This is a genomic window from Ruegeria sp. AI3 (assembly GCF_056541245.1).
In genome coordinates, this window is sequence record NZ_JBQFYA010000016.1 from 35,612 (window position 1) to 55,173 (window position 19,562).

A 19,562-nucleotide genomic window follows, 5' to 3' on the forward strand; every position below is an offset into this window, starting at 1 on the left:
TGATTTTGATCTGTTTTTGTTCCGGTTCAAGGGGGCATTTCCATTGCACGCAATTGCGACAATTGCGGACTTGTCCGAATGGATGCTGTGACGCATAAACAAAGCCAGCCAAATGAGTACGGAGAGGCGAGATGCGCGCACGGATATACCAGCCTTCGCGGAATGCGATGACCTCGGGCATGGCCAAGACCCGCAAGTGGGTTTTGGAATATGCGCCTGCGTCTTCGCGTGAAGTTGATCCGCTGATGGGCTGGACCTCATCCGATGACACTCAGACCCAGGTGCGCCTGAAATTCGATACCAAGGAAGAGGCGCTGGATTACGCCAAGGACAATGGTATCGACGTACAGGTCAGCGAGCCGCACAAGCGCAAGCCTAACCTGCGTCCGCGCGGGTATGGCGAGAATTTCGCAACTGACCGTCGCAGCCCCTGGACGCACTAAATGATCGAAATTCGACTGGCCGACCCCACGTCGGGTGCTTTGCGCCCTGTGATTGAGGCGCATTTTTCCCATAGCGAACAAGCGGGTCCGGCGGAAAGCAATCACACCATGGGGCCCGAGGCCTTGTCGGGTGACGACATCCGCTTCTGGGGTCTTTTCGAAGAGGGCCGTGCCCTGGGCTGCGGCGCGTTGAAGACCCTGCCCGATGGTACTGCCGAAGTGAAATCAGTTCACGTTGTCGAAGCCGCACGCGGGCGCGGTCTGGCGCGGGTGATGATGGCATACCTTGCCGATCTGGCGGCCAATGAGGGCACAGAGGCGCTTGTGCTTGAAACGGGCGCCGCGCATCTGCCGGATTATGATGCTGCGCGTAAGCTCTACGAGGCACTGGGTTATTCTTATTGCGACCCGATCTACGGGTATGAAGATGATCCAAACAGCGCCTTCATGCGCTTGGCTCTTGAACCCCGCCCTTAAAACCAGCAAGAAGGGCGCAGCGGTCCCTTAGCTCAACTGGATAGAGCAGCTGACTTCTAATCAGCAGGTTGAGGGTTCGAGTCCTTCAGGGATCGCCATTACACTCAAAAACGCACGGTTTGCCTGATCCGTTCTTCACTTTGGCGGGGAAGGGCCAGAAGGGTTGGCTGAGGGGGTCGCGCCAACCCTTCTTAAGAGGGTTACTGAGTGGTAGGTAAATCAATAACCAATAGTTAACAAATGCGCGCAGCGCGCGAAATTGGGGGATTCCCGTAGTTACTGCGCCGCTACGCGGGATCCTGTGGTGTTCAAACGGGATAGATGGGACCTGAGAACAGCCGCTTCATGTGGTTTCAGAATGGGTGCAGCCGTCGGCCCAAAAGCGTCGGATTTTACCCGCAGCTCGGGGAAAAGTGACAGTATTTCAGCGCGCTGCGGGCGATCCAGCGCTCCGATCGAAGTCGGGGTCACAAAAAAACTCTCGCTAAGGACGCCTTCAGATCTGATGATCTGATGCTGATCGAACATAATATGCCAATAGCTGACATGCCCGCCTTCGCGAATCGATACACCCTCCATGCCGCATAGGAACTTGGCTGCCACCAATGCGTGGGGCGCGCCAAACAGAAGCTCGGCTACGCTGGTGTCGATCATCATCCGGTGCTGCTGCGAGACGACAAGTTCGCTTGGGTTGCCCAGCGTGTTGGGGGCAAAGACCACAGGGGCAAAGCGCCCGGTTGCCGGAACGGATGTGCTCCCGATCCACAGAACTGGCTGCAGGCCGTTGTCCCGTGTCCAGACCTTTTGACCGACGTGGATCTGCTGCACGGGAACCGAACCGTCGGCTGTTTCGATCAATGTGTCCTCAGCAAAGCAAGCCACATAGTCCGAATACAGCGAAGACCCCGTATTTGATCCCGCAACCTTGACGTAGGACGCCCCATCTATCAGCCGCTCTGAGGCCGCAAAACCCCAGACATCCGAAGTCACGCCGTTTTGCGAAAAGACATACAGCCGGATGACAGGTCCCGTTTCCAGACCGTTTTCGTCAAGCTGCCGAATATCGATGAAGGATTCGGATTCCACGGGGGTACCATTAGCCACGATACCGCCGCCATCGGTGACTGTGTGACCAAAGGCCTGATCATCTTCGAACACATCCGGAGTGCCCGAGGTGTCATCTACAGTGACCGTAGTTCCGCCGCCCGCCGTATATTGGAAAACAGTACCGTTCGGCGTGTCTGAGTTGTTGCGGATTGGCGTGCCTACAATCCCCGCGCTGGGGCTAGACGTTACCATCATGTTTTCGCTGTCGACCGAAAAGAAACTACGCAGAACCATCTAGTACCCGTCATGATTGCTGTTGCTTTGAGCGGCCTGAACAGACCATTTGCGGCGCACCCTAGGGTGGTTCTCGACCCCGACCAATTCACGTCATCTTGAGCGTCAGGCTTATTTAGGCTTCGCGTATTCAATTGTTGTTGAGGTGCCGACTGCATCGCCCGCAGACCTTGATCGGAGGACCGATGATAAAACTGTTGCAACCGGTTGCAAAAAAATCCATTGTTGCGCCACAGAACAGGATTCGAGGGTTTGGATGTTGAAGGTTGGATTGCTGGGCGCCGGACGGATCGGGCGGGTGCATGCGCGGGCGATATCAGCCCATCCAGGCAGTGTGCTATTTGCGGTCTCGGATGCCATGGCTCAGGCGGCCGACGATCTGGCCCATGAGCACGGTGCCGAGGTTCGAACCTCGGACCAGATCATAGCTGATCCTGAAATTGACGCGGTGCTGATCGCGACGCCGACCGACACGCATTCGGACCTGATTGAAGCCGCAACAGCGGCGGGTAAAGCTGTTTTGTGCGAAAAACCAGTCGATCTGGACCTTCAGCGGGCCATTTCCTGCCAGCAGTCGGTCGCAGCGCATGGTCAGCCCGTGATGATCGGCTTCAACCGTCGGTTTGATCCCAGCTTTTCGGCATTGAAAGCGGCTGTGGATGCAGGCGAGATCGGCAAGGCTGAACTGTTGTCCATCACCTCGTTTGACCCGGCCCCTCCGCCGGTGAGCTATGTCAAGGTTTCGGGTGGCCTGTTCCGGGACATGATGATCCACGATTTCGACATGGCGAATTTCCTGATGGGAGAGGTCCCGACGACGATTTCCGCTGTTGGCTCGTCGATCGTCGACCCAGAAATCGGCGCGGCCGGAGACGTGGATACCGCCATTGTCACAATGACTTACGCGGATGGTCGTATCGCGGCCATCAAGAATTCACGCCGGGCGGCCTATGGCTATGATCAGCGGGTCGAGCTGCTGGGTTCCGAAGGTCTTTTGCAGGCGCAGAACATGCTGGAAAACACGGTTGTCAAATCGACCTCCGCCGGCGTCGTCGGGGCCAAACCCACCTATTTCTTTCTGGAACGCTACATGCCAGCCTATCAGGCCGAGTGGGCCGCTTTTTTGGAGGCAGCGGCCTCGGGCGCGCAGGTTCCCGTCTCGCTGGAGGATGGGGTTGCCGCCCTCGCAATGGCCGAGGCGGCAACGCTGTCGGCGCAGTCCGGTAGGCCGGTTCATCTGGCTGAAGTTTTGAAACCGGTTGCAAAATGATTGAATTTCTTCAAACTGAAAACAGCTCGGATACAGACCCGGGCAATACAGATTCGGCCCAACCGAATAAATGGGGCTGATAGCCTAGGACGAAAACAGACGGTTTTATGGGAGGAAACCAAATGAACAAGTTTGTGAAACGAGTACTGATGGCCAGTGCTGTCGCGGTGGCGGCCGCAAGCGGTGCCGCGGCTGAAGGCGAAAAGTACATCCTGGTCAGCCATGCCCCTGACAGTGACAGCTGGTGGAACACGATCAAGAACGGTATCGCTTTGGCTGGTGAGCAGATGGGTGTCGAGGTGGAATATCGCAACCCGCCTACTGGTGACCTTGCGGATATGGCGCGCATCATCGATCAGGCTGCGGCCTCCGGTCCCAACGGTATCATCACCACGTTGGCTGACCCGGATATTCTCGAAGGCCCGATCAAAGCTGCTGTAGATTCCGGGATCGACGTGATCATTATGAACACTGGGACACCCGACAAGGCACGCGAAGTTGGCGCCCTGATGTATGTCGGGCAACCAGAATATGACGCTGGCTATGCGGCTGGTCTTCGGGCGAAAGGTGACGGCATTGGCTCTTTCCTTTGTGTGAACCACTACATCGTCCAGCCATCCAGCCAAGAGCGTTGCCAGGGCTTCGCGGACGGCCTGGGTATTGAGCTTGGTGAGCAGATGATCGACGCGGGACAGGACCCTGCGGAGATTAAGAACCGCGTTCTGGCCTACCTGTCGGCTAACCCAGAGACGGACGCTGTTTTGACGCTTGGCCCGACCTCTGCCGATCCAACCATCTTGGCTCTTCAAGAGAACGGCATGGCCGGTGACATTTATTTCGGCACGTTTGATCTGGGTGGCGAGATTGTCAAAGCCATCAAGGACGGTACCATTCAGTGGGGAATCGACCAGCAGCCGTTCCTGCAGGCCTACCTGCCGGTTGTTGTTCTGACTAACTACCACCGTTACGGCGTTCTGCCAGGCAACAACATCAACTCTGGCCCCGGTTTCGTGACTGCTGACGGTCTGGAGAAAATCGAAGAATTCGCAGGTGAATACCGCTGATCTTCCTAGCTGAGCGGGCGTGCTAAGGCGCCCGCTCAGACCTACTTCCAATTTTTCTGGATCACCCGCGAGGGGAGGACCACAATGACTGAGTCAGCTCAATCCACGACAGTTGAAGATGAACGGATCAAAGAGATATCGCCGCTGCGCCGTGCTCTGATCCGCCCTGAGCTGGGTGGAATTGTCGGCACCGTCGCCGTATTCACGTTTTTTCTGTTGTTTGCATTCGATAGTGGCATGTTCACCAGTCAGGGTGTGCTGAACTGGTCGATCGTTTCGGCGCAGTTCATGATCATTGCCGTAGGGGCGTGCCTGCTCATGATCGCAGGCGAATTTGACTTATCGGTTGGTTCGATGATCGGCTTTGCCGGGATGATGATCGCGATCTTCTCAGTCACACTCAGTTGGCCCGTGTGGATGGCTATCATTGTGACGTTTGCGCTCTGTGTGTCGATTGGGGCCTTGAACGGTTTTATCGTGGTGCGAACTGGCCTGCCCAGCTTTATCGTGACTTTGGCCTTTCTGTTTATCCTGCGCGGCTTCACCATTTATCTGCCGCAAACCATTGAGCGGAAGACGATCATTGGCGGAATCAAAGACGTCGCGGAAGGTGACTGGCTGGCATCGATCTTCGGTGGCAAAGTCGGACAAGGGTTCTTCACTTGGCTTGGCGAAAACGGCTTGATCGAAACGTTCGAGCGTGGAACGCGCGCAGGTCAGCCTGTTGTTGACGGTATTCCCATGCTGATTGTCTGGGCCATTGGTATCATTGTTTTTGGTCACGTGCTGCTTACCAAAACCAAGTTTGGTAACTGGATTTTCGCAGCGGGTGGCGACGCCGAGGCAGCGCGAAATTCAGGCGTGCCAGTGAACAAAGTCAAAATACTGATGTTCATGTTCACCGCCTTCTGCGCCACGGTCTTCGCAACTTGTCAGGTTATGGAGTTCGGCTCGGCTGGCGCGGACCGTGGTTTGCTTAAGGAGTTTGAAGCGATTATTGCGGTTGTAATTGGCGGCGCGCTGCTGACCGGCGGATATGGCTCGGTTCTGGGGGCTGCTTTGGGCGCTTTGATTTTTGGCGTGGTACAGCAGGGGCTGTTCTTTGCCGGCGTAGAAAGCTCATTGTTTAGGGTCTTCTTGGGGATCATCCTGTTGGGTGCCGTAATCCTGAACACCTATATCCGCCGCATCATCACAGGAGAACACTGAGATGACTGACGATACCAAGTTCCACCATGGGGACGTGCAGGATAGCAAGCCGATCATTCGTATGGTCGACATCCAGAAACACTTCGGCTCGGTGATTGCGCTGGCAGGCGTCAGCTTTGATCTTAAACCGGGGGAATGCCACTGTCTTCTCGGCGACAATGGTGCAGGCAAGTCGACCTTCATTAAGACGATGTCGGGCGTTCACAAACCAACTTCGGGCGAGATTTTCTTCGAAGACAAGCCGATGCATTTTGAAGACCCGCGCGATGCTATTTCAGCGGGGATCGCAACAGTGCATCAGCATTTGGCCATGATCCCGCTGATGAGTGTCAGCCGCAATTTCTTTATGGGTAACGAACCTACGCGCAAAGTGGCGGGAATCAGCTTCTTCGATAAGAAGCTGGCTGACGAAATCACTATGGAAGAGATGCGCAAGATGGGCATCAACCTGCGTGGCCCGGATCAGGCTGTGGGCACCCTGTCTGGAGGGGAACGCCAGACGGTTGCGATTGCGCGCGCCGTTCATTTCGGTGCCAAGATCCTGATTTTGGACGAGCCAACCTCGGCCCTTGGGGTGCGGCAAACTTCGAACGTGCTGGCGACTATCGACAAGGTGCGCAGCCAAGGCGTCGGAGTGGTTTTCATCAGCCACAACGTGCGCCACGCGCTGGCCGTCGGCGACCGCTTTACCGTACTGAACCGTGGCAAAACGCTGGGCACCGCAAGACGCGGTGAGATCACACCTGAAGAATTACAGGACCTGATGGCAGGAGGGCAGGAATTGGCCCAATTGGAAGGGTCACTGGGCGGAACGGTTTAACGCCGTTCCCCCAAAACGGGACCATTCGGTTCGACATCCAACGAAATCGCAGAATTGGCCAAAATGGCCTTGTGTTGAAAGGGATCACAATGGGCAAGACCGTCCGACTGACCGCAGCGCAAGCTTTGGTGCGCTATCTGGGCGCGCAGATGAATGAGGCTGGAGAGCCTTTTATCGCAGGTGTCTGGGCCATTTTCGGCCACGGAAACGTGGCCGGGCTGGGTGAGGCGCTGCATGGTGTCAAAGACACGCTGCCCACCTATCGCGGCCACAATGAACAGACGATGGCGCATTGCGCGATTGCATATGCCAAACAGATGCGGCGCACACGGGCGATGGCGGTGACCTCGTCCATCGGGCCGGGCGCGACCAATATGGTCACCGCTGCTGCGCTGGCCCATGTGAACCGCCTGCCGGTTCTTCTGCTGCCGGGCGACGTCTTCGCCTCGCGCGGGCCGGACCCGGTGTTGCAACAGATCGAGAGTTTTGGCGATGGCACTATCAGTGCCAATGACTGTTTCCGCCCGGTTAGCCGCTACTATGACCGTATCTCGCGCCCCGAACATCTGCTGACCGCTCTGCCGCGTGCTTTCCGCACGATGACGGATCAGGCGGATTGCGGGCCAGTCACTTTGGCCTTCTGTCAGGACGTGCAGGCCGAGGCCTATGATTACCCCGAAAGCTTCTTTGAACCGCGCGTGTGGTTCCAACGCCGTATTCGCCCAGACGAAGGCGAACTGGCGCGCGCCGTCGCCGCGATTTCCGCAGCCAAACGTCCGGTTATCGTTGCGGGCGGTGGGGTGCACTACTCGGATGCAACCGACGCCCTGCAGAGCTTTGCTGAGACACACAATATCCCAATCACCGAGACGCAGGCCGGCAAATCCGCTTTGGCCTGGGATCATCCCCTGAACCTCGGCCCAATCGGTGTGACCGGCGGCGAACCCGCCAATGACATCTGCGCCGAGGCCGATCTGGTGCTGGCCGTTGGCACGCGCCTTCAGGATTTCACGACCGGCTCTTGGGGCCTGTTCTCGAACTCCGCGCGCGAGATGATCTGCCTCAACACAGCCGCCTATGATGCCGAGAAACACGGCGCGATGCCGTTGCAATCCGACGCGCGCGTTGGCTTGCAGGAGCTGGGCGCGGCGTTGCAGGGCTACAATGCTGATCCTGTGGCGGACACTCTCAAAGCGGATTGGTTTGGCAAGGTCGACGCGCTGACCGACGCACCGGGGGACGGGAACGCGCTTCCCACCGATATGCAGGTGGTCGGCGCGGTACAGCGTGCCTCGCATGACGACACGGTGGTGATGTGCGCCGCTGGCACAATGCCGGGCGAGCTGCACAAGCTGTGGAAAGCGCCACGGCCCGGGGCTTATCACATGGAATACGGGTTCAGTTGCATGGGCTATGAGATCGCGGGTGCGATGGGCATCAAGATGGCCCAGCCGGATCGCGACGTGATCTGCTTTACCGGTGACGGCACCTACATGATGGCGAACTCGGAAATGGCGACGGCTGCGATGATGGGCGTCTCCTTCACCGTCGTAATTACCGACAACCGGGGCTTTGGTTGTATCAACCGCCTGCAAATGGGCACTGGCGGGGCCGAGTTTAACAACCTGTTGGATCACACCGTCCACGAAACCGCCTCGAACATCGATTTCGCGGCACATGCGGCGGCGATGGGGGCGACCTCAGTCAAGGTCAGCTCGATTGCCGAGCTTGAGGACGCGCTGGCCAAACGCGGTGACATCTCAGGCCCTTACGTGGTGGTCATCGACACCGATCCTTACCCCTCGACCGAATATGGCGGCACATGGTGGGAAGTCGCGGTGCCCGAGGTCAGCACCCGCCCCGAAGTGAACGAAAAACGCGCGGCCTATGAGGTTGCCATCAAGGAAAGAAACACGAAATGAGCGTGAAAATCGGGATCTCTCCGATCGCGTGGCAGAATGACGATCTGCCGGACCTGACCGCTGCATACACAATGGAACAAGCGCTGCAGGAGTCGCGTCAGATTGGTTACACCGGCGTCGAACGGGGCCAGCGGATGCCCAGCGATACCGAGGGGCTGCGCGCCTACCTTGAGGGCAACGATATCGCGCTTTGTGGCGGCTGGTGTTCCGGTGCCTCGCTGATCAACGACTTCGCGGCGGAACGAGACGCCGTGCAGGAACAGGTCGCGCAATTCGTGGCGTTGAACAGCCCGTGTATCGTTTACGCCGAATGCTCCAACACCGTTCAGGGCCAGATCGGGACGCCGGTCAATGACCGCCCGAAACTGTCGAAGGATGAGGTGCTCTCCTACGCGGCCAAGCTGACCGAGTTGGCAAAATGGATGGGTGATCAGGGCATGCCGATGGCCTATCACCACCACATGGGCACGATCATCGAAAGCGAGGATGACGTGAACTGGCTGATGGAGGGCTCAGGCCGCGAGCTGAAACTGTGCTTTGACACCGGCCACCTGCTGTTTGGCGGCGGTGACGTGATGGCGACCCTGAACCGCTGGGGCGACCGCGTGCATCACGTGCATTTCAAGGATATCCGCCCCGCCATCGTGCAGGACGTGCGGGAAAACAACCGCAGTTTCCTGGACGCCGTGATCGCAGGCGCGTTCACGGTGCCAAGTGACGGCTACATTGATTTTCAGGCGGTCGCAAATGCGCTGAAAGCGATGGATTATGACGGCTGGATCGTCGTTGAGGCAGAACAGGACCCGGCCAAAGCGCCGCCCTATGAGTACTCCAAAAAAGGCTACGACCACATCGTTGATGTCTGCGGCAAGGCAGGATTGGAGATCACCGCTTAGCACACCGCCCCAAGGGGCAACACCGAAGCCATGAGAAAGGAGAAAGTCATGGTAAATCAAGAACTCGGATATGTCGGCTATTTTGACCGGGAATCCTGTGATCTGGATGAATTCAAGGTGTTGACCTCACAGGCCCTTTCGGCGGACGCGGTGTCGTTTGCTGCGTCTGTGGAAAACAATGTGCCCGTCTATGACATGCAGGCTTTGCGTCCGCTACTAGAGCAAGCAGACAAGCGGCAGGCCTTGCTGTCCGAATGGGCTTGGGTTCTTGCCAAATCTGCAGGCGTCATCGCCCTGAAACAGGCGTATCCGGATACAAGTGTGATCGACCGGGCCACAGAAGTGTTCCGCCAGATCATCGAAGACGAACGTCAGGGCGGCGGGGGTGAGGGCGACCACTTTGCGGCCTCTGGGGCCAATGACCGGATCTGGAACGCGTTGCAGAAACAGTGCCTGCGCGATCCCGAGGGCTTTGCGCTCTATTTCGGAAACACCTCGATTGCCGCCGCGTGTGAGGCTTGGCTTGGCCCGAACTATCAGGTCACGGCGCAGATCAACCAGGTGCGCCCCGGCGGGCAGGCACAGCAAGCGCACCGTGACTATCACCTTGGCTTTCAAACGGCAGACAGCGCTGCGCGATACCCCGCGCATGCGCATTTTCTAACGGCAGCTCTGACATTGCAGGGCGCTGTGGCGCATTGCGATATGCCGGTGGAGTCCGGCCCAACCAAGCTGCTGCCGTTCTCGCAGCTTTATGCGCCCGGATATCTTGCCTTCCACGACACGGATCACCGCGCGCATTTCGAAGAGAACTACGTGCAGTTGCCTTTGCAAAAAGGGGATGCCGTGTTCTTCAACCCTGCGCTGTTCCATGCAGCGGGCGAAAACCGCAGCGCGGACATTGATCGCATGGCAAACCTGCTTCAGGTGTCCTCGGGTTTTGGTCGGGCGATGGAGGCTGTGGATCGCCGCGCGATGTCCGAGGCGGTGCTTCCGTCGCTCATCACCTTGAAACAGAGAGGTGACCTGACTGCTACTCAGCTAGAGGCCGCGATTGCCGCAACTGCCGAAGGGTATCCCTTCCCAACCAATCTCGACACGGATCCTCCGGTCGGGGGGAATGCGCCGGACAGTCAGGCGGATATCCTGCGCCGCGCTGTGGCCGAGGGGTGGTCTGAGGCGCAGCTATCGAACGCGCTTTCGGCGCTGACCACGCGGCAATCCGCCTGAAATAAGAACCGGGCGGTCTGAAGGGCCGCCCATTACCGGAGACCAACATGGCAGATTTGCTCAAGAAACCATTCGGCACCCGTGGCAAGGTCCACGACATAACTCCGGCCAGCGCCGGGTGGCGCTATGTCGGATTCGGCCTCTACCACCTGCGCGCGGGCGACAAGGCGGCCGAGGTCACTGGAGATCGTGAGGTCATTCTGGTCATGGTCGAAGGCAAGGCGCAGATCTCCGGCGCCGGGCAGGATTGGGGCGTTCTGGGCGACCGGATGAATGTGTTTGAGAAATCACCACCTCATTGCCTCTATCTGCCCAACGGCACCGAATGGGAGGCCGTGGCCGAAACTGATTGCGTCATCGCTGTCTGCTCGGCCCCCGGAAAGGGCGGGCATCAGGCCCGGCGGATTGGACCGGATGGCATTACTCTGACCCAGCGTGGCAAGGGCGTGAACACACGCCATATCAACAATATCGCGATGGAGAATGAAGACTACGCCGACAGCCTGTTGGTTACCGAGGTGTTCACCCCAAACGGCCATTGGTCCTCATACCCCAGTCACCGCCATGATGAGGATGACTTCCCGCGTATCACCTATCTTGAGGAAACCTACTACCACCGCCTAAACCCGGCGAACGGGTTCGGAATTCAGCGCGTCTACACAGATGACGGTCAGTTGGATGAAACGATGGCAGTCTCGGATGGCGATGTTGTGACCGTTCCGCGCGGACACCACCCTTGCGGAGCACCCTATGGGTTTGAGATGTATTATCTGAACGTCATGGCCGGACCATTGCGGAAATGGCGATTTGTTGCGGCCCCCGAGGTCGAATGGATCATGGAGCGTGACGGATGACCCCAGAATTTGCCACCTATCCCAGCCTGAACGGCAAGACCGTTTTCATCACCGGCGGGGCTGGGGGGATTGGGGCGGAAACGGTTCGGGCCTTTGCTGAACAGGGGGCCAAGGTGGGTTTTCTGGACCTCAACGCGGATGCCGGCCATGAGTTGCTGGCGGAGTTGGAAGGCGAGCATGCCTTCGCCCAATGCGATCTGCGCGATATCGATGCGCTGCGCGATGCGCTGGAGCAACTGACCGAGGAACTGGGCGCAGCGCATGTTCTGGTCAACAACGCGGCACAAGATGACCGACATGACTGGCGCGAGGTTACTGCGGACTATTGGGATGAACGCATGGCGACCAATATCCGCCATATGTTCTTTGCCATTCAGGCGGTTGCCCCCGCAATGATCGAACGGGGCGCAGGCTCCATAGTCAATCTGGGGTCGAATTCCTGGTGGGAGGCCGGCGCAGGTTTCCCCGCCTATGCCACCGCCAAATCTGCGGTTCATGGCCTCACCCGAACCATGGCGCGCGAGCTGGGGGATCACCGTATCCGCGTAAACACTGTTGTCCCCGGTTGGATCATGACCCAGCGCCAGAAAGACCTGTGGGTCACGCCCGAGGCGCTGGCAAAACAAGTTGACCGCCAATGCCTGCCGGACCCGATCGACCCGGTCTATGTGGCGCGGATGGTGGTGTTTCTGGCCTCAGACGACGCCGCCATGTGCAGCGCCGGGAATTTCATGGTCGAAGGCGGCTCGATCTAGACTTAGTTTGATCATTCGGCATGGGCCAAGCAATTGTTGTCCCGTCGCCGGATATCTCAATGAAGCACCGGTTTATACTTTTAGACAGATGGTTTCGAAACCTGCCATCCAAAACGATTCCATCGAGGGACGAGTTGCGGGACAAATTGAGCTTTCGCTACAGTTGCGCCAATGACAGCTTTGCCGACGAGTAGTTCATTTCAAGAACTGCCCAGCCGCTAGCTGTTCTTCCAACTCTGGGCGTAAGTATACCTTTGCGTGTTGTTCCTCTCCTCGGCATGCACCGATCCATTCCCCAGAGTATTTTGCGAGAGCTTCTTTCAGAAAAGCTATCGCGTCCTCTTGCTGCTCGATTGAGATAAAATGTTCGTCAAGAGCAACAGGCTCAAAGCGGTGGGATGGGTTGTGGACGTGGCGTGAGGTATGCGTTTGTGCCAATGTATCGAAATAGAGTGGCATACCAAGAGAGCCTATTTCCCAAGTCGTTTCTCGCTTAGGCCCCTGATAAACGCTGGGAGGGAACGGTCTGCCTCCCTTTTGACCGATCTGAATACTCAGACCGTCCAGTTTTAAAAACAAATACATTACCGCTTCCATTCCGCCGGTTCTGACAAAATTCAACGATACGTTAAAGTTTGAAGTAGCAATCCGCCTGCTTTCGTGTTCATACCAGAACTTCAGACCTCCAGTTGTTCGGTAGTTCTGGGGGGTACATACGAGTTTCTTGGGTTGAGGTACGATGCGTCTATTGTTCTGAGCCATAGCGCTGTTCCGCTTCTCCACGTACACTGCAAGTCCAGAGGTGCCTTCGAGTCCAAATTGGCCCACTCGTTGCACCTCCAGAGCATACAGCGGACATTTAGTGTTATGCAGCATTCGGTACTAAGGGCTCTTTTTCCTCTTTCGCCGCTCGCTGGCCGAAGGACCGCTTTATCCCAGTTACACAAACACTGCCTGAGAAAGGCAATTCATCTAGGCGCAGGGTTAAACTAAGTAGCCATTCACATCTCGATCTAACTATTTCTGAGGTGGCGCGCCGAAGGCCCGGATCACGGTGCGGGCGGCAGCCTCGACCGGGTCGTGTGTCTCTTTCAGGATGCTCACGCGGTCGAACCGCTCCGGGTCGCTATTCACAGCGTCGCGTAGGGCGTTACCGAAGGCCATACGCAGCTCGGTCCCGATGTTGAATTTGCAGATCGAGGTGCCTTGGGCCAAGCGCGTGCGCTGCTCGACTGGCACGCCCGAGCCTCCGTGGATCACCAGCGGCACCTCGGTCAGCGCGTCGATCCGAGCGATCCGGTCTTCGTCAAGACCGCCTTCTTTGTTCTGCTGCAGGTGGACATTCCCAACCGAGATCGCCATCGCATCCACGCCGGTGTCACGGGCGAATTGCGCGGCCTCCTCGGGGTCAGTTCCGTTCGATCCTTCGCCGCCGGAATAGCCGACAAACCCGATCTCACCTTCACAGGAAATCCCGGCCGCATGGGCCATTTCGGCAATGGCGGAGGTCTCGTCGATATTCTGCTGCAACGGTTTGCGCGACCCGTCGAACATCAGCGACGTAAAACCGCTGTCCAACGCGATCTTACAGTCTTCATACGTGTAACCATGGTCCAGATGCGCGACCACGGGGACCGAGGCTCCCTCGGCCAGATGGCGGAACATTTTACCAAGGATGGGCAGGGGCGTGTGTTCGCGACAGCTGGGACCGGCTTGCAGGATGACCGGTGCGTTTTCGGCCTCGGCAGCGGCTACATAGGCGCGCATATCCTCCCAGCCGAGGGTTACCAAACCGCCTACGGCATAGCCATGTTCATAAGCCGGCTGCAGGACGTCTTTCAGGGTGACAAGGGTCATTTAAACTTCGCGATCATGTCTTTGATGCCCGGAATCGTCTCGACCTGATAGGCATGGGTGGGTTGGAAATACTGCACCAATGAGCGCTGCGTCAGTCCGCCGAGGATGGTGAAATAGTACATCTCATATCCCGGTAATACGCAGCAGGGATGATAGCCCTTGTCGATACAAACGGTTGAGCCATCGACGATGTGATAGGCATCGCCCGGTTCATTGTCTTCGCGCTGCAACATCTGAAGGCCCGAGCCCCAGTTGGGTTTGAAGCGGAAGTTATAGGTCTCGTCGTGGCGCGTCTCATCCGGCAGGCGGTTGGTGTCGTGTTTGTGGCTGGGAAAGCCCGACCAGCCGCCTTGGCCGACGGTGAACAGCTCACTCACCAATAGGCGGCCGACCTTGTCCTGTTGTTTCTGGCCCAGGATATGTTTGATCTTGCGATGCGTTTTGGTGTCGTCGCTGCCGTACTGCACGAGGTCATGCTCGCGTACATCGAACGGGTCCAGAACCTTGTCATACTTGGCCCCGGCGATGAAAACCTCGGCCGCGTCCGACACGCAGACCAGCTGCGTTTTGGCGCCAACCGGGACATAGACGCCCTCTGGCTCACCATCCCAAACGTCCTCGCCACGGTTGCCCAGTTTGGCGAATTGCACGCCTTCGACGTCTACATCCACCGAGCCGGTGGCGGGGGCGATGCAGGTCTCATAGCCCGGCACCTGGTATTCGAACGCCTCACCGCGCTTGAGTTTGACGATGTTGAAATAGTTCAGCGGAACCAGCGGGTCGTCGACATCGACGATGGCTTTGTTTTGGTTGTCATGGGGCGCGATGTGCATGGGGGCCTCCTATGTGGTCGGGCCGGGGTGGTCGGCCAGAAACGCATCCAGCTCGGGCGTTGTGGGCATGGCGGGGGCGCATCCGGGTTTCGAAACCACGATGGATGCACAGGCCGAACCGCGCATGACGGCTTCTTCCAACGAATAGCCAGCGGCGACAGAGGCCAGCAAGCCTGCCATAAAGCTGTCACCTGCTCCGTTGGGTTTGACTGCGGTAATCGGGTAGATGCCCGTGTGAATCTCCTGACTGTCCATCATCGTGACGGCACCTTTTTCACCCATCTTGTAGATAACGATGCGGCCTGGCTTTTCGGCCAATTCCTTGGCCTTTGCGAACCCTTTTTCGATACCGCCGGCCATGAAGCCGAATTCCTCGTCATTGCCGACAATCAGGTCACTGGCCTCTCCGGCCCGGGACAGGACATCGGCCGCCACTTCGGGCGATGGCCAGCTATAAGGGCGATAGTCGATATCGAAAATTATTGGCAACCCTGCGGCGCGGGCATTGTCAAAAGCCCGAAACGTGGCACTGCGTGATGGTTCCGCTGCAAAGACAGTTCCGGCGGATATCACGGCTGAAAATGCCGCATAATCGATCCGGTCCATGTCCTCTTCGGTGACTTGGAAATCGACCGCCCCGTTGCGGTAGATGACGTTCTGAAAATTCTCGATCCGGCTTTCATAGATCGCTAGGGATATGCGGAATTCACCGCCGACAATGCGGATGTAAGAGGTGTCGACACCGTAGTGCCGCAGGCGGTTCAGACAGAATCGACCAACTGCATCGTCCGAGACCGAGGTAACCAATGATGCCTGACTGCCGAGCTTGACCAGACCCGCGCAAATATTGGCCGAGGACCCGCCGAGATCGGCATGGAAAGTGTCGGCATCCTCGCTTTTGACACCGATTGGATCGGCAAACATATCCATTCCGGCACGACCGAAAACCGCAAACCGATTTCCTTTGATGCCCTCGATCAAAGCGCTCACGTGATGTTCCTCCGGCGTAGCGTCGTCGGCAAAGTTTGGACCTTGCGTTGAATCGATTCACACGATACTGATTTTGCAACCGGTTGCAAATAGTATGTTCGGAGCCGCGACAGATGCCTGAAATCGGAATTGGAATTGTTGGTGGCGGCTATATGGGCAAGGCGCATTCTGTTGCCATGTCCGCCGTGGGCGCTGTGTTCAACACTGCTCTGCGTCCGCAGCTCGAGGTGATTTGCGCCTCGTCCACTGAAAGTGCCGAACGATACCGTGCGGCCTATGGGTTCCAGCGCGCGACCGACGATTGGCGCGCTCTGGTTGAGGATCCGAAGGTCGAAGCGATTGTCATCGCATCGCCTCAGGAAACGCACCGCCAGATCGCCGAGGCAGCCTTTGCCTTGGGCAAGCCGGTCCTGTGCGAAAAACCTCTGGGCGCGTCGCTGGAGGACAGTCAGGCGATGACACGCGCGGCCGAGGAAGCCGGCGTCGTCAACATGGTGGGTTTCAACTATATCCGCACTCCCGCCAGCCAGTATGCGCGCCAGCTGATTACTGATGGTGAGATCGGCGACGTCACCTGGTTTCGCGGTGAGCATACTGAGGATTTCTATGCCGACCCCGACGCTCCCGCCACGTGGCGCACGACCGGCATGGCCAACGGCACGATCGGAGATCTGGCCCCGCATATGGTAAACGGCGCGCTGGCGCTGATCGGCCCGATCGCGCAGGTCATGGCTGATGTCGAAACCGTTCACCGCACGCGTCCGGGCGGAGAGGTTACGAATGACGATCACGCCCAGATTATGTGCCGCTTTGAAAAAGGTGTGATGGGCAATCTCTATTTCAGCCGCGTCGCGACGGGTCGCAAGATGGGTTATGCCTATGAGATCTCGGGCACCAAGGGCGCAATCCGGTTCGATCAGGAAGATCAGAACGCCCTCTGGCTCTATCGCCGCGAAGGGCCGGAAGGGCAGCGAGGCTTCACCAAGATTCTGACCGGCCCCGCCCATCCGGACTATGAGCCCTTCTGCCAGGGCCCCGGTCACGGTACCGGCTATCAGGACCAGATCATCATCGAGGCCAAGGATTTCCTACAAGCCATTCACACTGGCAATCCGATCTGGCCGACCTTCCGCGACGGGCATGAGGTCAACCGGGTGCTGGCGGCTGCGCTGGCTTCGTCGGACCAGCGGCAGTGGAAAGATATCAGCGATTTTTGATCGCTCTAGCTCGGTAAAATTGAAGAGAGACAAAGACCATGGCAAAGCTGAAATGGGGCATGATTGGTGGCGGCGAAGGCAGCCAGATCGGACCTGCCCATCGGTTGGGCGCGCAGGCGGACGGGATGTTCGAGTTCGCGGCAGGCGCTTTGGATCATCGGCCCGAGGTGGGCCGTGAATATGCTCAGCGGTTGGGTATCAACGCCGACCGCGCCTATGGCAGCTGGCAGGACATGCTGGCAGGCGAAAAAGACCGCCCCGACAGGATTGATCTGGTCACGATTGCCACGCCGAACTCCACCCATTTCGAAATCGCTAAGGCGTTTCTTGAGGCCGGCTTCAACGTCCTGTGCGAAAAGCCCATGACCATGACGGTCGAAGAAGGCGAAGAGATCGTACGCGTGGCCGAGGCCTCAGGCAAGATCTGCGCGGTGAACTACTGCTACTCGGCCTATCCGATGATCCGGCAGGCCCGTGCGATGGTGCGGGCAGGAGATATCGGCAAGGTGCGGTTGGTGGTGACCAATTTCAGCCATGGCCATCATGGCGATGCGACGGATGCCGAAAACCCTAGGGTTCGCTGGCGCTATGATCCGGCGATGGCGGGTGTCTCAGGCCAATTCGCCGATTGTGGTATTCATGCGCTGCATATGGCCAGTTTCGTCTGCGATGATCAGGTGAAATCCTTGTCCGCTGATATGGCCTCGACCATTTCCAGCCGCGAGCTGGAAGATGACGCGATGATCAATTTCCGTACCGAAGGCGGCACGGTTGGTCGCCTGTGGACGTCGTCCGTGGCGATCGGGCGGCAACACGGGTTCGACATTCAAGTGTTTGGTGAAACCGGCGGTTTGCGCTGGGCGTCTGAGCAGCCCAACCAGCTGATCTACACCCCAGTCGGAGGGCGCACCCAGATCATCGAAAAGGGCGAGGGTGGTCTGCATGACGAAGTGCAACGACTGTCGCGCGTGGCCATCGCCCACCCTGAGGGCTTCCCGCTGGCTGTGGCCAATATCTACTGCGATCTGGCCGATGCGATCCGGGGTGAGGCCCGTGACGGTCTGCCCGGGGCTTCAGACGGTGTGCGTTCGATCGCCGCCGTTCATGCTGCTGTCGCGTCGGGCAAAGAGGACGGCGCTTGGAAAGACGCGCGTCCGCCAATGTTCCGGTAGTCAGGCACGGGGGCGCAGCGTGCCCCTCTCGATCACCCGGCAGGGGAAAATACGGGCCTCAGGGTATCTCTGAGGCTCTTTCAACATCTCCTCGACCAGATCCACCGAGGCGTTGATGATCTGCTTGATCGGCTGGTGAATGGTGGTCAGGTCGACGCTTTCCCAACGAGACATTTCCATATCGTTCAGGCCGATGACGCCGATGTCGTGTCCTGGCGTCAGCCCATGATCCTTGAGGGCCGACAGCGCGCCAATCGACAGGATGTCATCGCCGCAGAAATACCCCTCGGCCGGGGCGCCACCCAACAGCCGCAGCATCTCGGCCCGCCCGGCATCGAACGAGTAATTCTGCGCGAAAGAATACGACACCTCGAGGTTCGCATATTGCGCTGTTTCCTCGATGAACCCGCGATATCGGTCCATCGCCGAGGTCGCATCCTTCGGTCCCCCAAGATACCCGACGCGTGTGTACCCCCGTGCCACCAGCTCTCGCGCGGCCATACGCCCGCATTCCACGTTGTCGATGCCAACCACATGCACCTCGGGCGAGGTGGCCGAGCGGCCAAATGTATGCACGACGGGAACCCCAGCGTCGTGGAACGCTTTGGCAAAACTGGGGGGCAAGGTCGATGAGGCGACAATGGCGGCATCGACCGAGTATTGCCGCAACATCCGAACGGAATTGGCGGGCTCGGTCTCGTCGGTCAGGTTCACGATCAAAGGACGCAGTCCGCGCTCCTGCAGGGCCCGTGTGAACTGGTCGAACACCTCCAAAAAGATCGGGTTGTGGAAGTTGTTCGAGATCAGCCCGATCAGCTTGGTCCGCCCGGTTGTCAGCGACGAGGCCAGCGCATTGGGGCTATATCCCAGCTCTTTCGCGGCTTTTTCCACCTTACTGCGGGTTTTGGCCGAGACCGAGGCGCCTTCGGTAAAGGTGCGCGACACGGCTGATCGCGACACACCCGCCAGCGCGGCAACATCTTTGAGGGTGACGCTCATGGCAGGTGCCTTGCGGGCAATTGGGCGGGGAGGGCGCTGGGTAGTGTCATGGTGTCAGCATTATGCACCAAGTCCGCATTGTTGCAACCGGTTGCAACAAAGCCACATCAACATCGTGCGAGGAGGAGCGTTTTTCAAAAGAAGCATCCTGGGTGATGAGAGACACGAAACCCAACGAACCTATGCGATCGAATTTACCGTGTAGGGTGCTGT

Annotated in this window: 19 protein-coding genes and 1 tRNA gene; 14 read left to right on the top strand and 6 right to left on the bottom strand. The window is 58.1% G+C overall.

Going from position 1 to position 19,562, the window contains the following annotated elements:
• The first annotated feature begins 131 nt into the window (after positions 1-131).
• The 3 genes from ACRZ95_RS20175 (at position 132) to ACRZ95_RS20185 (ending at position 1,018) form a co-directional block, all read left to right on the top strand.
• Positions 132-443, top strand: a complete 312-nt coding sequence (locus tag ACRZ95_RS20175) for an ETC complex I subunit (RefSeq protein WP_170378795.1) — start codon at positions 132-134, stop codon at positions 441-443.
• Entirely contained in the window at positions 444-920 is a 477-nt protein-coding gene (locus tag ACRZ95_RS20180; RefSeq protein WP_170678888.1) for a GNAT family N-acetyltransferase, read from the top strand.
• A 21-nt stretch (positions 921-941) separates the two neighbouring features.
• A tRNA-Arg gene (locus ACRZ95_RS20185) sits at positions 942-1,018 on the top strand.
• A gap of 178 nt (positions 1,019-1,196) precedes the next feature.
• On the opposite strand, the gene ACRZ95_RS20190 is transcribed toward ACRZ95_RS20185, so the two are convergent.
• Positions 1,197-2,261 (bottom strand): Hint domain-containing protein, encoded by a 1,065-nt coding sequence (locus tag ACRZ95_RS20190; RefSeq protein ID WP_170678890.1) that lies wholly within the window; start codon positions 2,259-2,261, stop codon positions 1,197-1,199.
• Positions 2,262-2,517: 256 nt separating this feature from the next.
• Here ACRZ95_RS20190 and iolG point away from each other — a divergent pair, with 256 nt between their 5' ends.
• The 9 genes from iolG to ACRZ95_RS20235 all read left to right on the top strand — a co-directional run bounded on the left by iolG (position 2,518) and on the right by ACRZ95_RS20235 (position 12,281).
• Entirely contained in the window at positions 2,518-3,531 is a 1,014-nt protein-coding gene (iolG, locus tag ACRZ95_RS20195) for an inositol 2-dehydrogenase (RefSeq protein ID WP_170678892.1), read from the top strand.
• 122 nt (positions 3,532-3,653) lie between these two features.
• Positions 3,654-4,595, top strand: a complete 942-nt coding sequence (locus ACRZ95_RS20200; protein WP_170378787.1) for a sugar ABC transporter substrate-binding protein — start codon at positions 3,654-3,656, stop codon at positions 4,593-4,595.
• Between the two features lie 84 nt (positions 4,596-4,679).
• Entirely contained in the window at positions 4,680-5,804 is a 1,125-nt protein-coding gene (locus tag ACRZ95_RS20205; protein ID WP_170556568.1) for an ABC transporter permease, read from the top strand.
• Position 5,805: 1 nt separating this feature from the next.
• Entirely contained in the window at positions 5,806-6,624 is an 819-nt protein-coding gene (locus ACRZ95_RS20210; protein WP_170678894.1) for an ATP-binding cassette domain-containing protein, read from the top strand.
• An 89-nt stretch (positions 6,625-6,713) separates the two neighbouring features.
• On the top strand, positions 6,714-8,546 hold the full coding sequence (gene iolD / locus ACRZ95_RS20215) for a 3D-(3,5/4)-trihydroxycyclohexane-1,2-dione acylhydrolase (decyclizing) (protein ID WP_170678896.1): 1,833 nt from the start codon (positions 6,714-6,716) through the stop codon (positions 8,544-8,546).
• Positions 8,543-9,442 carry a myo-inosose-2 dehydratase gene (gene iolE / locus ACRZ95_RS20220; protein ID WP_170678898.1) on the top strand — a complete coding sequence of 300 codons (900 nt, stop codon included), beginning with the start codon at positions 8,543-8,545 and terminating at the stop codon, positions 9,440-9,442. The genes iolD and iolE overlap by 4 nt, the downstream gene beginning before the upstream one ends.
• Positions 9,443-9,490: 48 nt before the next feature.
• Positions 9,491-10,672: a phytanoyl-CoA dioxygenase family protein gene (locus ACRZ95_RS20225; protein ID WP_170678900.1), complete on the top strand. Its 1,182-nt coding sequence runs from the start codon at positions 9,491-9,493 to the stop codon at positions 10,670-10,672.
• A gap of 47 nt (positions 10,673-10,719) precedes the next feature.
• Complete coding sequence (iolB, locus tag ACRZ95_RS20230; RefSeq protein WP_170528367.1) at positions 10,720-11,526, top strand: 5-deoxy-glucuronate isomerase; 807 nt, start codon at positions 10,720-10,722, stop codon at positions 11,524-11,526.
• Positions 11,523-12,281: an SDR family oxidoreductase gene (locus ACRZ95_RS20235; protein WP_170678902.1), complete on the top strand. Its 759-nt coding sequence runs from the start codon at positions 11,523-11,525 to the stop codon at positions 12,279-12,281. The genes iolB and ACRZ95_RS20235 overlap by 4 nt, the downstream gene beginning before the upstream one ends.
• 195 nt (positions 12,282-12,476) lie before the next feature.
• On the opposite strand, the gene ACRZ95_RS20240 is transcribed toward ACRZ95_RS20235, so the two are convergent.
• The 4 genes from ACRZ95_RS20240 to iolC all read right to left on the bottom strand — a co-directional run bounded on the left by ACRZ95_RS20240 (position 12,477) and on the right by iolC (position 15,961).
• Positions 12,477-13,043: a hypothetical protein gene (locus ACRZ95_RS20240; RefSeq protein WP_170678904.1), complete on the bottom strand. Its 567-nt coding sequence runs from the start codon at positions 13,041-13,043 to the stop codon at positions 12,477-12,479.
• A gap of 255 nt (positions 13,044-13,298) precedes the next feature.
• Positions 13,299-14,138 (bottom strand): class II fructose-bisphosphate aldolase, encoded by an 840-nt coding sequence (locus tag ACRZ95_RS20245; RefSeq protein WP_170678906.1) that lies wholly within the window; start codon positions 14,136-14,138, stop codon positions 13,299-13,301.
• Positions 14,135-14,971: a 5-deoxy-glucuronate isomerase gene (locus tag ACRZ95_RS20250; protein WP_170378767.1), complete on the bottom strand. Its 837-nt coding sequence runs from the start codon at positions 14,969-14,971 to the stop codon at positions 14,135-14,137. Before ACRZ95_RS20250 ends, ACRZ95_RS20245 begins: the two co-directional genes overlap by 4 nt.
• A 9-nt stretch (positions 14,972-14,980) precedes the next feature.
• The gene (gene iolC, locus ACRZ95_RS20255) at positions 14,981-15,961 is read right to left on the bottom strand and encodes a 5-dehydro-2-deoxygluconokinase (protein WP_170678908.1); all 981 of its coding nucleotides are present in this window, start codon (positions 15,959-15,961) and stop codon (positions 14,981-14,983) included.
• A gap of 113 nt (positions 15,962-16,074) precedes the next feature.
• On the opposite strand from iolC, the gene ACRZ95_RS20260 reads away from it, so the two are divergent.
• Both ACRZ95_RS20260 and ACRZ95_RS20265 read left to right on the top strand, forming a co-directional pair.
• Positions 16,075-17,178: a Gfo/Idh/MocA family protein gene (locus ACRZ95_RS20260; RefSeq protein ID WP_170678910.1), complete on the top strand. Its 1,104-nt coding sequence runs from the start codon at positions 16,075-16,077 to the stop codon at positions 17,176-17,178.
• Between the two features lie 38 nt (positions 17,179-17,216).
• Positions 17,217-18,350: a Gfo/Idh/MocA family protein gene (locus ACRZ95_RS20265; protein ID WP_170678912.1), complete on the top strand. Its 1,134-nt coding sequence runs from the start codon at positions 17,217-17,219 to the stop codon at positions 18,348-18,350.
• Here the strand turns inward: ACRZ95_RS20265 and ACRZ95_RS20270 are convergent, their stop codons facing one another.
• Positions 18,351-19,349 (bottom strand): LacI family DNA-binding transcriptional regulator, encoded by a 999-nt coding sequence (locus ACRZ95_RS20270; protein WP_170678914.1) that lies wholly within the window; start codon positions 19,347-19,349, stop codon positions 18,351-18,353.
• Between the last annotated feature and the right edge of the window lie 213 nt (positions 19,350-19,562).